The organism is Nocardiopsis sp. iso_25 (genome assembly GCF_056173305.1).
This window is the reverse complement of sequence record NZ_CM149667.1, coordinates 6,721,072-6,735,723: the sequence shown is the minus strand read 5'-3', so window position 1 is coordinate 6,735,723 and position 14,652 is coordinate 6,721,072. Positions and strand designations below refer to the sequence as shown.

9 protein-coding genes are annotated in these 14,652 nt (G+C 71.6%); 4 read left to right on the top strand and 5 right to left on the bottom strand.

Annotated features, from left to right (window positions below; genetic code table 11):
- Positions 1-20: 20 nt before the first annotated feature.
- On the bottom strand, positions 21-1,853 hold the full coding sequence (gene murJ / locus AC0VX6_RS28745; protein WP_274975577.1) for a murein biosynthesis integral membrane protein MurJ: 1,833 nt from the start codon (positions 1,851-1,853) through the stop codon (positions 21-23).
- Positions 1,854-2,030: 177 nt separating this feature from the next.
- Positions 2,031-4,637 carry a DUF6049 family protein gene (locus AC0VX6_RS28740; RefSeq protein ID WP_475469469.1) on the bottom strand — a complete coding sequence of 869 codons (2,607 nt, stop codon included), beginning with the start codon at positions 4,635-4,637 and terminating at the stop codon, positions 2,031-2,033.
- Positions 4,638-4,994: 357 nt separating this feature from the next.
- Here AC0VX6_RS28740 and AC0VX6_RS28735 point away from each other — a divergent pair, with 357 nt between their 5' ends.
- Positions 4,995-6,494 (top strand): CCA tRNA nucleotidyltransferase, encoded by a 1,500-nt coding sequence (locus AC0VX6_RS28735; RefSeq protein ID WP_274975575.1) that lies wholly within the window; start codon positions 4,995-4,997, stop codon positions 6,492-6,494.
- A 3-nt stretch (positions 6,495-6,497) separates the two neighbouring features.
- On the opposite strand, the gene AC0VX6_RS28730 is transcribed toward AC0VX6_RS28735, so the two are convergent.
- Positions 6,498-7,223 carry a class I SAM-dependent methyltransferase gene (locus AC0VX6_RS28730; protein WP_274975574.1) on the bottom strand — a complete coding sequence of 242 codons (726 nt, stop codon included), beginning with the start codon at positions 7,221-7,223 and terminating at the stop codon, positions 6,498-6,500.
- A gap of 175 nt (positions 7,224-7,398) precedes the next feature.
- Here AC0VX6_RS28730 and AC0VX6_RS28725 point away from each other — a divergent pair, with 175 nt between their 5' ends.
- Positions 7,399-7,653, top strand: coding sequence for a type II toxin-antitoxin system Phd/YefM family antitoxin (locus tag AC0VX6_RS28725; RefSeq protein ID WP_274975573.1), 255 nt, complete (start codon positions 7,399-7,401; stop codon positions 7,651-7,653).
- The gene (locus AC0VX6_RS28720) at positions 7,650-8,075 is read left to right on the top strand and encodes a type II toxin-antitoxin system VapC family toxin (protein ID WP_475467021.1); all 426 of its coding nucleotides are present in this window, start codon (positions 7,650-7,652) and stop codon (positions 8,073-8,075) included. The genes AC0VX6_RS28725 and AC0VX6_RS28720 overlap by 4 nt, the downstream gene beginning before the upstream one ends.
- A gap of 48 nt (positions 8,076-8,123) precedes the next feature.
- Here AC0VX6_RS28720 and AC0VX6_RS28715 read toward each other — a convergent pair whose 3' ends face one another.
- Together AC0VX6_RS28715 and AC0VX6_RS28710 are read right to left on the bottom strand one after the other, a co-directional pair.
- On the bottom strand, positions 8,124-9,419 hold the full coding sequence (locus tag AC0VX6_RS28715; RefSeq protein WP_274975571.1) for an MFS transporter: 1,296 nt from the start codon (positions 9,417-9,419) through the stop codon (positions 8,124-8,126).
- An 89-nt stretch (positions 9,420-9,508) separates the two neighbouring features.
- On the bottom strand, positions 9,509-10,600 hold the full coding sequence (locus tag AC0VX6_RS28710) for an inositol-3-phosphate synthase (protein ID WP_274975570.1): 1,092 nt from the start codon (positions 10,598-10,600) through the stop codon (positions 9,509-9,511).
- Between the two features lie 956 nt (positions 10,601-11,556).
- Between AC0VX6_RS28710 and AC0VX6_RS28705 the strand changes: the two genes are divergently transcribed.
- Positions 11,557-14,520, top strand: coding sequence for a transglycosylase domain-containing protein (locus AC0VX6_RS28705; RefSeq protein ID WP_475467020.1), 2,964 nt, complete (start codon positions 11,557-11,559; stop codon positions 14,518-14,520).
- Positions 14,521-14,652: the final 132 nt, after the last annotated feature.

Genomic DNA, 14,652 nt, shown 5'->3' with positions numbered 1-14,652 from the left:
CGGGGGAGGGGGTCACGGCATCAACGACGCAGCCGGGCGCGGATCAGTTCCACGGCACCGGTCAGCTCCGGGACGCGCAGCAGCCGGGCGCATCCCAGGAAGAGCAGCGCGCCCAGGACGCATCCGGCGGCCGGGGCGCCGATGTAGGTGGCCAGGCCGGGGCCGACGTAGGTGTCGAAGGCCCAGAGCACACCGAGGCCGGCCGCGATGCTCGGGACGACGGCCAGGTGCAGGCGCAACAATGTGCCAATGACGTGCTTGCCGTCAAGCCCCCCGATGCGCCGGCTCAGCACGATTCCGGCGATGGTCAGTCCGGACAGGAACGAGACCATGAAGCCCGCGGCCACGCCCACGACCACCAGGTTCGGCGGAAGCACCAGGTAGGACGTCAGCGCCAGGGCGCTGTGCACGGCCAGGTTCGCGAGGCCGAGCATCGCGGGGGTGCGGGTGTCGCCCATGGCGAAGAACACGCGCAGCATGAGCTGGAACACGGTGAAGGGAACCAGGCCCAGCGACATGACCGCGAGGATCTGGCCGATGCTCTCCGCGTCGTCCACCGAGATGGAGCCGCGCGCGAAGGCCAGGACGGACAGCGGCTCGGCGAACATCGCCACCGCGAAGGCGGTCGGCACCAGCACGAACGCGGAGACGCGCAGGGTGCGGGAGAAGTCCGCGCGGACGGCGTCCCAGTCGTGGTCGTCGGCGTGGGCGCTCATGCGGGGCAGCAGCACGGTGATGAGGGAGACCGCGATGATCGCGTACGGCAGCTGGAAGAGCTGGTACGCCAGGTTGTAGGCGCTGATGCCCGCGCCGACGTCCAGGCCCTCCCTGATGCTCGCCACGTTCGCGGCGTTGGCGATGTTGGTGGTGATCCACAGCCCGGCCTGGGTGAGCAGGGTGTAGAGCATCATCCACCCGGCGGTGCGCACGGCGTCGCCGAGCCCGGAGCCGCGCAGGTCCAGGCGGGGCCGCCAGCGGTAGCCGGTGCGGGACAGGGCCACGAACAGCACGACCGCCTGGAGGGCCATACCGCCCGCGGTGCCCGCGCCCAGCAGGGTCAGCTGGCCGTCGGTGACGGTCTCGGGGGTGCGGCCCGGGCCGGCCACCCACAGGAACACGGCCGCCACGCTCATGATGACGAGGTTGTTCAGCACCGGGGCCCACACGGCCGCGCCGAACCGGTTGCGGGTGTTGAGCATGGCGCTCAGCAGACCGCTCATGCCCACGAAGAAGATCTGCGCCAGCAGGTATCTCGCGAGGTAGACCGAGGCGTCGAACTGGATCGGCGTGAACCGGGAGCCGTAGAGCCAGATGAGGAACTCGGCGGCCGCGATCGCGACCGCGGTGAGCAGCAGCAGCGCCAGCAGCGTGGTGGTGAACAGCCGGTCCTCGGTGGCCTTGCCGCCGTCCGCGTCGCGTTTACGCCGCTTGACCAGGAACGGGATGATGACGCTGGCCATCAGCCCGCCGATGAGCAGGTCGTTGAGGATGAAGGGGATCGTGTGCGCCGTGTGGTAGGCGTCACCGAGCAGGTGGGTGCCGATGGCGGCGCCGAGCACGATGGTGCGGGCGAAGCCGGTGATCCGGGAGGCCAGGGTGCCCACGGCCATGATGGCGCTGGAGCGCATCATGCCGCCGCCGCCCGACCCGGAGTCCCCGCCCTGGCCGGAGCCGCCGCCGGAGTCCCCTCCGGACCCCTGCCCGGGGGCGGTGTCGGTGACCGGACCCGGCACGTCACCCTCCTCGAAGGTGGGCGCGGGGCCGGTCTCGGGACGGACCGCGCTCGGGACCGGTGCTTGCGGCTGGGGGCGTCGGCGGTGCTTCCCGCCGCCGTTCGAAGAGTCGGTGACCACCGTGGATCAGGCTTCCTTTCGTCCGACTGGGGAATGTCCGGCCGCGGCGCCGTGGTCCGGCGTCCGCGGGTCGGCCACGCGGGTGCGGACCGCGTGCGCCGACATGGAGACGTGCGGGTGTGTCGACATGGCGTCCTGTCGGTAGGGATCCATGTCACCCTCTCCGGAACCGCTGGGTCACGTGCCCTTGCCGTCGCGGTCCCGCTCCGTGCCGCCCGCCGCGGCTGGGGAGTCGGCTTTCTCTTGGCCGGAGGGGTCCTCCGGCCGCTCGGTGTCCTCGGCTCCGTCCGCCTCCCCGTCCGGGGCGGTGTCCCGGTCGGGGGAGGCGTCCTCCGTGGAGGAGGGGCCCTCGGACGTGTCCGGGGCGGTGTCCCGGTCCGTCCCGGAGGACTCGTTCCCGGACGGGCTCCCGGAGTGTGTGACGCCCGCGGAGTCCCCGGCGTTCGCGCCGTCGGGGTCCGCCCCGGCCGCGGTCCCGGAGGAATCCGCGGCCTCGGGCGCCTCGGCGGTCCCGTCGGTTTCGGACGCGGCCGCCGCAGCCTTGCCGCGGGCCCACTTGCGCAGCGCGCGCGGGGCCAGGGCCGCGGCGAGGATCAGCACGCCGATACCGCTGATGGCCAGCGCCTGGGTGCTCAGACCGGTGGCGTGCACCGGGATCTCCACGTCCTGGCTGCTGATCGGCTCGCCCTCGGAGTTCTGCAGGCCCACGTCGATGACGGTGCGGCCGTTGACCCGGGCCGACAGCGGGATGTAGACCGTGATCCTGGTACCCGGCTCCAGCTCGAAGGAGTGGTTGTACTCGCCGACGCTCAGGCGGTCGGAGTTCTCGGAGAAGACCGACAGGTTCACGGAGACGGTCTCCTCCTCCAGGTCGTTGGCGACCAGGACGCCGGTGGTGCCGGTCCGGCTGGCCAGGGTGACCGGCTCGCCGGGGATGACCCGCACGTCGTTCATGCGGTCCTGGACGTCCTGGTCGACCATGGCGCGGGTGGCGCCCGCCAGGGCCTCCTCCTCCCGCCAGTACACCGACTCCAGGCGCAGCAGCGCCGGGCGGAGCGGGTCGCTGTCGCCGACCAGGACGCTGTTGAACAGGCGCACGTCCTGGCTCACGTCCTCGACCAGTCCCAGGTAGGTGGAGCTCAGCTCCTCCCCGTAGGCGCTGTCGGGGTAGGTCAGGGACCTGCGGGTCCGCTCGCGCTCACCGGCCTCGGGCAGTTCGACCTCGTCCAGGCTCCGGGGGGACAACCACGGCAGGTCCTCGGAGGCGGCCAGCACGCCCTGGGCGAACTCGGCGCTGGGGTTCCAGTGGGGCTCCGGCGAGGCGACGACCACCCGGCCGCCCCCGGCGTTCTCGCCCGCGATCATCGCGGTCTCGGCGGCGAAGCGCTGGAGCGCCAGCTCGGACTGGCCCGGCTCCCCGGTGGGCATGGACAGCACGTCGGTGATGCCCTGGTCGGCGACCAGCGCGAAGGGCTCCTCGGACGTCTCCTCCTCCGGCGCGGGCAGCGGGGCCTGCGCGGTGGGGGTCGTGGACAGCCAGGACGCGGCGGACAGGGCCTTCTCGTCCAGCAGGAAGCGGGTCGCCCCGTGCGAGGCGAGCAACTCGTGGACGTCCCGGTCCATCAGGCCGTTCGGGGGCAGGGCGAAGGTCCCGTCGGCCTCCGTCTCCAGCGCCCTCAGGACGGCCTCCTGGCCGACCCGCAGGGCCGCCTCGGCGTCGGAGCCCATGTCGTGCCGCAGCAGGGCGGCCAGGTCGGCCCGGGCGTAGGGGGTGGCGACGACGTGGTCGGCGGCCAGCACGCGGCGGGCCTCGCGCAGCCACACCTGTGCCGCCTCGCTGGTCTCGACCTGGTGCCGCACGGGCTCGGACTCGGCGGGCACCGCGAGGGGGTCCTCCACGACCGAGTGCCCCGAGGAGGCCATGCGCAGGACGTCGTCGAGCGTGCCGGGGTCCACGGCCCAGGTGACGGGGACCCCCTCGTCGCGCTCGGTGGCCTCCTCGGCGGGCTCGTCCTCGTCCTCGGCGTTCTCCGCGCCCTCCTCGGTGGCCTCCTCCGTGGGGAGGGCCTCCGCGGTCTCCTCCGCGGTGGCCGTGCCCTCCGAGGGCTCCGCGGACTCCTCCGACTCCTCGTTCAGGCCCAGCAGCTCGACCAGGTCCTCCTCCCCGGCCTCGAAGGACACCGGTGCCTGCGCCCCCGCGGCCAGCAGGCGGCCCAGGCGGCCGTCGGCGGCGACCGACGAGTGCAGGTCGTCGTTGAGGAAGGTGTCCTCGTCCGCGCGCCGGGGCGGCGCCATCAGCGGCCACACCCAGGCGATGTCGACGGAGGGTGCGTCGTCCCCGCCCGTGTAGGGGAGGAAGGTGTACTGGGAGCCGACGACCCGGCCGTCCCCGTCCACGGCCTCGACGACCAGCGGGTACACGCCGTAGGAGTCCAGGCCGAGGTCCTCGACCGGCACGCTCAGGGAGTACTCGGCGCTGGCCTCGGGGGCCAGTTCGGCGGTGACCTCCTCGTCGGGCCCCGGCGTGTCGGGCTGCCAGCCCTCTCCCGAGGCGAACTCGTCCAGCTCGCCGCGGTCGCTGAAGGGGTTCCGCGAGTAGCTGAGCCGCACGCTGACGTCGCTCAGGTCCTCGGAGGTGGTGTTGGTCACCTCGCCGGTGACCCGCAGGGTGCTGTCCTCGTCGGCCGCGTCCGGTGTGACGCGCTCGACGACGAGCGGATCGGCCGTCTGCTCCGCGTTCGCGGACGTGGCCGGTATCGGAAGCAGCGCGGTGGTGAAGGCCATGACCACCGTCGCGGAGGCAAATCGACGCAACGCTTGACCGGTTTCCTGACTCGGGTCCAGGTGGCCGTCCCGCCGGTGACGCGGTGCGGGGGGACGGTCGGAAGTACCCGCACGGCGCACACGGCGTACGCGGGTCGGGTGGACGCGGGGCAACCGGGGCGTCCTACCACTTCCCTCGAAGATACCGCCTTCCCCGTGCGTGCAGTCGGGTCGCTGCCGCCGCGCGGCGTGCGGGGGAGACCGGGTGCCCCGCCGAACGGCGGCGGTCCGCCGCGGCGGCCTCCGAACCGTGTACGGCCCGGTACCGGGGGCGGGGACGATTCGCGGTTTGCTTCGGGCGCCGCCTAGTCTCGTGGTGTGCCGAACACAGAGTTTTCGCGGGAGAGCGACGCCGCCCAGCAGCCGGACGCCGGGGACGCACCGGGCGCGGGTGCGCTGACCGGTGCGCAGCGCGCCGCGGTCACGGCGTTGGCGGACTCCTTCCCGACCGTCTCGGAGGAACTCGGCGAGCGCTTCGCCGCGCACGGCCAGCAGCTCGCCCTCGTCGGCGGGCCGGTGCGCGACGCCCTCCTCGGCAGGCCAGCCAACGACGTGGACCTGACCACGGACGCGGTGCCCCAGCGCATCCTGGAGCTCGTGGACGGCTGGGCCGACTCCGTGTGGACCGTCGGCATCGACTTCGGCACCGTGGGCCTGCGCAAGAAGGGCCTCCAGCTGGAGGTCACCACCTACCGCAGCGAGTCCTACTCTCCCAAGTCCCGCAAGCCCGAGGTGGCCTACGGCACCGACATCCACGACGACCTGCTGCGCCGCGACTTCACCGTCAACGCCATGGCGGTGCGCCTGCCCGGCCTGGAGTTCGTCGACCCGTTCGGCGGCCTGTCCGACCTGCGCGACAAGGTGCTGCGCACCCCCGGCAGGCCCGAGGACTCCTTCAGCGACGACCCGCTGCGCATCATGCGCGCGGTCCGCTTCGCCGCCCAGCTCGGCTTCACCCTGGCCCCCGAGGTGGCCGAGGCCGCCCGGGACATGGCCGACCGGCTCTCCATCGTCTCCGCCGAGCGCGTCCGCGACGAGCTGACCAAGCTCATGCTCAGCCCCGACCCGCACCGCGGCGTCGAACTCATGGTGGACCTGGGCATCGCCCGGTACGTGCTTCCGGAGATCCCCAAGCTGCGCCTGGAGATCGACGAGCACCACCGGCACAAGGACGTCTACGAGCACTCGCTCACCGTTCTGGACCAGGCGATCGAGCTGGAGGAGAAGCGGGGCCACGAGCCCGACCTGGTGCTGCGCCTGGCCGCGCTGCTGCACGACGTCGGCAAGCCCAAGACGCGCGCCTTCGAGTCCGGGGGGCGGGTGACCTTCCACCACCACGAGGTGGTGGGCGCCTCGATGAGCCGCAAGAGGCTCACCGCGCTGCGCTTCCCCAAGGACGTGGTGTCCGACGTCAGCACCCTGGTCGAACTCCACCTGAGGTTCCACGGCTACGGCAGGGGCGAGTGGACCGACTCCGCGGTCCGCCGGTACGCCCGCGACGCAGGGACGCAGCTGGAGCGGCTGCACATCCTCACCCGCGCCGACTGCACCACCCGCAACCGGCGCAAGGCGACAGCGCTGGCGCGCTCCTACGACGACATCGAGCGTCGGATCGGGCTGCTCGCCGAGCAGGAGGAGCTGGACCGCATCCGCCCGGACCTGGACGGCAACGAGATCCAGGAGATCCTGGGGGTCAAGCCGGGTCCCGTGGTCGGCCGCGCGTACCGCTTCCTGCTGGAACTGCGCCTGGAGAACGGCCCGATGGGCAAGGACGCCGCGACCGAGGAGCTGCGCGCCTGGGCGGCCGATCACCTGTGAGGGTCAGCGGCCCGGCTTGACCGCCGTGACCGCCATGGCCATGCCGAACACGCGCAGCGGGGTGCCCTCCAGGGTGTCGGACAGGGTCTGCAACGCCGTGGTGCGGCGGTCGAACGGCGGCATCAGGTAGTCGATGGCGCCCACGCGCATCCCGGCCCCCCGCAGGAGTCGGCCCATCTGCTGGGTGGTGAACGTTCGCGCGTCCGACATGCGCGCGTGCAGGGGCCCGACCCAGGGCAGGAAGGGCGCGGTCAGCGCCGAGCGGCGCCGGCCGCCCCAGAGCACGCCGTGGGTCTCGAAGGGGAACCAGCGGTTGGGCGTGGTCAGCGAGAACGCGCCGCCCGGCTTGAGGACCCGGCGGACCTCGCGCAGGGCGCCCTCCAGGTCCTCGACGTGCTCGACCACATCGAACGCGGTCACGCGGTCGAAGGTGTTGGCGTCGAAGGCCAGCGCGTCGGCGGACATCTTGTGGATGCCGATCCGGTCCTCCAGCCCGGTGCCCGCGATGCGCCCGGCGAAGGCGTCGAGCCGAGCGGGTTCGAGGTCGATCGCGTCCACGCGCACGTAGCCCCCGGCCAGTTCGACCGTGTAGGTGCCGTCGCCGCAGCCCACGTCGAGCAGGCGGTCGCCGTGGACGGGCAGCTGACGGGAGACCGCCCCGACGCGCTTGACCACCCCCCGCGGCCCGAGGGCGCTGGAGGCGCCGCCCAGTGCGTCACCGGTGTGCATGGAGAACCATCCCCGCTGTCGACAAGTCTCCCCGTGGAGACTACAGCAGGTGACCGAATGGTGACGTGTCGACGTGTTGTCAGGTCGACAAAGCGCCAAGCGTGGCCAGAGCCTTGTCGGACTCCAAGAAGTGGCTATATTATTGGCTGTATAAGTAGCCACAAAGGAGCGGGTTATGAGACTTGGCATCAAGGAGCTGCGCGACGGCCTCAGCCGCCACCTTGCTGAGGTACGCGAAGGGCACACCATCACCGTCACTGACCACGGCAGGGTCATCGCCAGGATCGTTCCCGCAGAGAGGCCCGGCACTTTGGACCAGCTCATCCTGGACGGACAGGTCAAGCCCGCCCGCCGGGCCAAGCGCAGCGTTCCCACACCCGTCAAAACCGACGGCACCGTCAGCGACCTGGTGGAGGAGCAGCGCAGGTGATCTGTTACTTCGACACCTCGGCCTTCGTTCCCCTCCTGATTGAGGAGTCTGGCTCCGAGCAGTGCCTTCGGCTCTGGGAGGCGGCTGACTCGGTGGTCTCTTCCCGCCCCCTCTACGCCGAGGCGGCCGCGGCGCTGGCCCAGGCCGAGCGCATGAGCCGGATCACCAGCACCGCGTACACCCAGGCCATGGAACTCCTCGAGGGACTGTGGGAGGAGGTGAACGTCCTCGACGTGGACCAGGTGTTGGTGGAGCGCGCGGCAGGACTGGCACGGGAGTTCGGGCTGCGTGGTTATGATGCGGTCCACTGTGCTTCCGTTGAACGGCTCAAGAGTGGAGAGCTGGTCGTGGCCTGCGGGGACCGGCGCCTTCTCGACGCCTGTGAGGCGTTGGGCATGGCCACGGGTGACACCTCGGTCTGAGGTAGGCCGCTTGGCGACAAGGCGACCTGTCACCAGGTCGACAAGGCGCTACGCGGCCTCGCGCTCCGCCTCCGCAGTGCTGACGCGGCGCCCGCGCACCACCCAGGCGGCGCCCATCACGAGGTAGGCCGCGGCCATCGCGACGACCACCGCGGGGTTCACCCCGGATGGCGGGACCAGCGCGGCGGCCAGCGCCGCTCCCAGGACGAACGTGGCGTTGAACAGCACGTCGTACACCGAGAACACCCGCCCCCGGAACGCGTCGTCGACATGTCGCTGAACCGACGTGTCGACGGTGACCTTGACCCCCTGCGAGACGAAGCCCAGCGCGAACGCGGCCACGGGGAAGAGCACGGGAGAGAAGGGCAGTCCGAACACCACCAGGACCGCCGACGCCGCCGCCAGCTGCAGCGCGATCCACGTCCCCGGGGCCGTCCGGGCGGTCGCCCACGGCGTGGCCACCGCGCCCACCAGGAACCCCGCCCCCGAAAGGCCCATCGCCACCGAGAAACCGGCCAGCCCGGCCACACCGCCGCCGGTGAAGGTGTTGTTGTACAGCAGCAGCGTCAGCAGCGTGGAGATCCCGAACAGCACCCGGTGGCCGCCGATCGTGAGCAGCGCGTCGCGGGCCTCCGGACGCGCCCAGAGGTGGCGCACCCCCGAGACCATGCCCCGCACCACGTTGCGCACGGCCGCCGCGACCTCGTCCGGCTCCCGCTCCAGGTGCGGCCCCAGCTCGTCGTGGCCCAGGGTGAGGGAGACCAGCGCCGCCCCGGCGAAGCCGAGCGCGGCCACGAACAGGACGAGCCCGGTGCCCAGGGCGTCCTCGCCGCCGAGCAGACCGATCGCGGCCCCCGCCCCCGCGCCCAGGAAGCTCGCCGCGGTACCGCTGGTCGGCGTGACCGCGTTGGCCATCATCAGCTTGTCCCGGGCCACCACGTAGGGCAGCCCGGCGGACAGCCCGGACAGGAAGAAGCGGTTGACGCTCAGCACCAGGAGCGCGGTGAGGAGGAAGGCCGGGCTCTCGCCCTCCGCCACCAGGAACGCGCTCGCCACCGCGAGCGCCGCCTTGGCCAGGGAGGACAGCAGCAGGATCTGGCGCCGGGGCCACCTGTCGATCAGGACCCCGGCGAACGGCGCCACCACCGAGAACGGCAGGAGCAGCACCGCGAAGGCCGCGGCGACGGCGCCCGCGCTGGTGTGCTGCTCGGGGGTGAAGAAGACGAAGCCCGCCAGCCCGGCCTGGTACACCCCGTCGGAGAACTGCGCCACCAGCCGGGTGCCGAACAGGCGGCGGAACCGGGGCCCCCGCAGGACCACGCGCAGATCACCGAAGAAGGACACGGCACCAAGCGTAGGCCGTGCCCGGGGCCGGGACGGCCCCGGGGAGGAGCGGGCCCCGGCCGTGCGCCGGGACCGCCCTCAGGAAAGCTCTACTCGTCGGCGCCGTCGTGCTGGCCCGAGGCGATGAACTGCTCGACCTTGTCGTGCGCCTCGGCGTCGCTGTACTGCTCCGGCGGGGACTTCATGAAGTAGGAGGACGGGGCCAGGATCGGTCCGCCCATGCCGCGGTCCTTGGCGATCTTGGCGGCGCGTACCGCGTCGATGATGATGCCCGCGGAGTTGGGGGAGTCCCAGACCTCCAGCTTGTACTCCAGGTTCAGCGGCACGTCGCCGAACGCGCGCCCCTCCAGGCGGATGTAGGCCCACTTGCGGTCGTCCAGCCACGGCACGTGGTCCGACGGGCCGATGTGCACCGAGCCGGCCTTCAGCTCGTGCGGGATCTGGGAGGTGACGGACTGCGTCTTGGAGATCTTCTTGGACTCCAGGCGGTCGCGCTCCAACATGTTCTTGAAGTCCATGTTGCCGCCGAAGTTGAGCTGGTACGTGCGGTCCACGATCACGCCGCGGTCCTCGAACAGCTTGGACAGCACGCGGTGGGTGATGGTCGCGCCGATCTGCGACTTGATGTCGTCGCCGATGATCGGCACACCCGCTCTGGTGAACTTCTCGGCCCACTCGGGGTCGGAGGCGATGAACACCGGCAGGGCGTTGACGAAGGCCACGCCCGCGTCGATCGCGCACTGGGCGTAGAACTTGCCCGCCTCCTCCGAGCCCACCGGGAGGTAGGACACGAGCACGTCGGCCTTGCTGGCCTTGAGCGCCGCGACCACGTCCACCGCGTCCTCGGGGGACTCCTGGATGACCTCGCGGTAGTACTTGCCGAGCCCGTCGTAGGTCGGTCCGCGCATGACGGTGACGCCGGTCGGCGGCACGTCGCAGATCTTGACGGTGTTGTTCTCGCTGGCCGTGATGGCGTCGGCGAGGTCGTGGCCGACCTTCTTGGCGTCCACGTCGAAGGCTGCGACGAACTCGATGTCGCGCACGTGGTACGGGCCGAACTGCACGTGCATCAGGCCTGGTACCCGGGACTCGGGGTTGGCGTCCTTGTAGTAGTGCACGCCCTGGACGAGCGACGCCGCACAGTTGCCGACGCCCACGACGGCTACACGTACCGAACCCATTGGTCCTTGCTCCTTCTTGTTCGCGAACATGGATTCCACGGCGCACGACGACGGGACCGCGCCGACGGCGGTTCCGGGTCCCGTCGCCACGCGCTCGTTTCCCGTATGTGGTCAGCAGCGCACACGGCGTTTCTGTTCCCACCCGCCGCCCCGCACCGCCCTCGGTGGTCGGTTGTCCGGCGCGCGCGGTCCCCGTGCCCTCCGCGCCGCCTCGGCGGACGGAGCGGGCACGGTTCACGTCCCGCGACCGGGAACCGCAGGGGGAACATGCATGTCTGGCTGTTTTGTTCAGTTCTGACTCTATCTCCGCCCACCCGCGGGCCCGCATGCCAGACCTGTGACACGAGTCCGCGTGGGTGCGTCCGCGCGTCGGCCGCCGTCCGTGAACCCCCGGAGTCCTGCGGGGAAAATCTCACACACCCATCCCTACCAGCGCCGACACCGAACACTTCTCGGGCGGGTCGACGCCCGGCCGACTCGTCGGGGTTCGGTTTGCCCGCTCTGAACTGGCATGACGGGCGATTCCAGGCGAAACATGGCCAGGTGTGCCAAGACGCGCGATAACCTCGCGCGTGGGTTGTGCTATACCGTTCGATCGCTCTAACGTGACCTGTGATTTGCGTGCGTAGCCGGTAGAGCCCCCGGACCCAGCCCCTGCCGCGGCGGCGTTTCCGTAGGCACCGAGCACCGAGGGCTGTCGCTCCCGCAGGCCAACGACCAGGAGGAAGAAGCGGCTTACGTCTTCGCGACCTGTGTGAAAACCCCCGCCCGCCTTCGGGCGTCCTTTATCAAGCCTTGAACGACAGGCACAGCGTTGGACACGGCCACGCCGGTCCGGTCCACGCAGTCGTCGCGAGAAGCAGGTCGCGGATCACCGATCCCCCAGGGGGACCGTCCCCCCGTTTCCACCAAGGAATCGTCAGGCCGACCGGCCGTGAGAGGCAATCGAGGACCACGTGAGTACCGAACGACGACGGAACGCCGATGGCGGCCGTCGCCGGGCCGACGGCCCGGCCGACGGCTCGCGCGGCGGCGGCGGACGGCGCCGGGCCGACGGCCCGCCCCGGGACGAACCCTCCGGAGGCCGCCGCCGTCCGGACGCCGGTGACGGCTTCTGGGGGGACGACACCGGGCCCGAGCGCCCGCGCCGCCGACGCCCCCCGGAGCAGGAGGCCCGTTCCGAGGGCCGCCGTCGATCCGAGGGCGACCGCCCCCGACGCCCGGAGGGACAGCGCCGCGCCCCCGCGGACGGTGACCGCCCCCGCCGCCGTCCCGAGGGCGAGCGCCCCCGGCGGCCCCAGGACGGCGAGCGCTCCGGCCACCGCTCCGAGGGAGACCGCCCGCGCCGTCCCGAGGGACAGCGCCGCCCGGACGAGGACCCCCGCGGCCGCCGCAGGGCGGCCGGTTCCGGGCCGCGCGACCCCCGAGACCGAGACCCCCGCGACCCCCGCGACCGCGGCCGTGACCGCGAGAACGCCGCCCGCTCCGAGGGGCGGCGCGCCCCGGGCCGCGGCTCCCGCGCCGCCGCAGGCGGCGGCAGAGGAGGCCGGGGAGGCGGTCGGCGCCGCTCCCGCGACGAGGAGCCGGACGACCGCCCCTGGTTCAAGCGCTTCCTGTCCAAGGCGTGGAAACCCGCCCTCGCCGTCTTCGGCCTGATGATCATCGGCGGCGTGGCCGCCTTCGCGATCCTGTACGCCATGGCCCCCAACGTGAACGAGCTGGAGGCCAAGTCGGACGCCAACCTGTCCGCCACCCAGATCATGTGGGCTCCGGAGGGCGACGCCGAGCCCGAGGTCGCGCTCACCTCGGGCGAGGTCAGGCGGGTCGAGGTCCAGCGCGAGGACATCCCGCCCTCGGTCATCAACGGCGTGCTCGCCGCCGAGCAGCGCACCTTCTACACCGACCCCGGCATCAGCATCTCCGGCATCGGTCGCGCCGTCCTCTCCGGCGGCGAGGCCGGCGGCGGTTCCACCATCACCCAGCAGATGGCGCGGAACTACTACAGCGACCTGGAGATCGAGAACCAGTACATCCGCAAGATCCGCGAGATCTTCATCTCCATCAAGCTCAACCAGCAGATGGAGAAGGACGACATCCTCACGACCTACCTCAACACCATCTACTTCGGTCGCGGTGCCATGGGCATCCAGATGGCGTCCCAGGCCTACTTCGACAAGGACCTGAGCGAGCTGACCGACGCGGAGGGGGCCTTCCTGGGCATCATCATCCAGATGCCCAGCAACTTCCAGGGCGAGATGGGCGACTGGACCAGGACCTACCTCAACGAGGAGCGCTGGCCCTACGTGCAGGAGCAGCTGGCCCTGATGCACGAGGACGACCCCGACATCGGCCTGCCCCGGGCCGAGGCCGAGGCCCTGGAGATCCCCGAGCTCGCTCCGTACGGCACCCAGGAGGGCGAGGAGGAGCAGGAGTACGACCCCAAGTTCGACTACGTCTACAACGCGGTCCTCTCCGAGATCGAGGAGCGCTACTCCGAGCAGGGGATCACCGCCCAGGACATCGCCACCCAGGGCTTCGTCGTGCAGACCTCGCTGGACCCCGCGCTCATGGACGCCGCGCGCAGTTCCTTCGACGTCCTGCCGAGCACCCCCGAGGACACGATGATGGGCCTGACCGCGGTCGACCCCGCCACGGGGCAGATCGTCGCCTTCCACGGGGGCGACAACGTGGCCGAGGACGTCAACAACTCCCTGACCCACCGGACACAGGCGGGTTCGTCCTACAAGCCCTACGTGCTCGCCACCGCGCTCAAGAACGGCATCAGCCTCAACAGCACGTTCGACGGCGACTCCCCCCAGGAGTTCCCGGGGCTGCAGAGCGAGGTCATCAACGCGGGTGACAGGAGCTGGGGTCCGGTCAACCTGATCCAGTCCACCGCCCAGTCGATCAACACCCCGTTCGTGGAGCTGGCGGTGCAGATGACCCCGACCGCGGTGGACGACCTCGCGGTCCAGGCCGGTGTGGCCGAGGAGCAGACCACGACCTCCGCCCAGGGGCCGCTCATCGCGCTGGGCACCCACCAGGTGAGCGCGCTGGACCAGGCCGAGGGCTACTCCACCTTCGCCGCCGGGGGCGTGCACCGACCGGCGCACATGATCACCGAGCTGCGCACCTCCGACGGCACGGTCATCCCGCCCAACGACGCCGACCTGCTGGAGAACGGTGAGCAGGTGGTCACCGCGGACGTCGCGGCCGACGTCACCTACGCCATGACCCAGGTGGTCGAGCCCGGCGGCGGTGGCGACCAGGCGGCGCTGCCCGACGGGCGCCCCGTCGCGGGCAAGACCGGTACCTCCAGCGACGCGGTCTCCGCGTGGTTCGTGGGCTACACGCCGCAGCTCGTCGCCGCGGTGGGCCTGAGCCGCGCGGACGCCAGCCAGCCCCTGGAGTTCGACGGCCAGACCGCGGGCGAGATCTTCGGTGGCACCACCTCGGCCAACGTGTGGCGCGAGTTCATGACGACCGCCATGGAGGGCGTCGAACCGGCGCAGTTCCCGCCGCCCGCCTACGTCGGTACCGAACAGAGCTTCGTGCCCACGCCGTCCCCGAGCGCGGAGCCCACCGAGGAGCCGACCGAGGAGCCCTCTCCCGAGGAGTCCCCGAGCGCGAGCACGGGGGAGTGCGACCCGGCCATGCCCGACTCCCCGGAGTGCCAGGACCAGCAGACCGAGGAGCCCTGCGAGCCCGGATGGGGCCGGGACTGCCCGGAGAGCCCCGGCACGGGGGACCAGGAGGAGTGCGGTGGCTGGGGCCAGCCCGAGTGTGAGGACACCGATCCCAGCGGTGAGGCCTCCGACCCCGAGCAGGACGGCGGGGAGCAGGGCGGCGGAATCTTCGGGAGGACGACCAACACCAGCGGAGACCCCGGCAGGTTGGTGATCCTCGGCCGGAACGACTGACCCGGTTCTGGACGAGTGAGGGGGCCGGTGCGCGCGGAGCGCACCGGCCCCCTCCGCGTGTACCCGGGCTCCGTCCACAGGCCGCACCGGAGGGTGCGCGGCTGCTGGTAATCTTTGATCCCGTATGGCTCA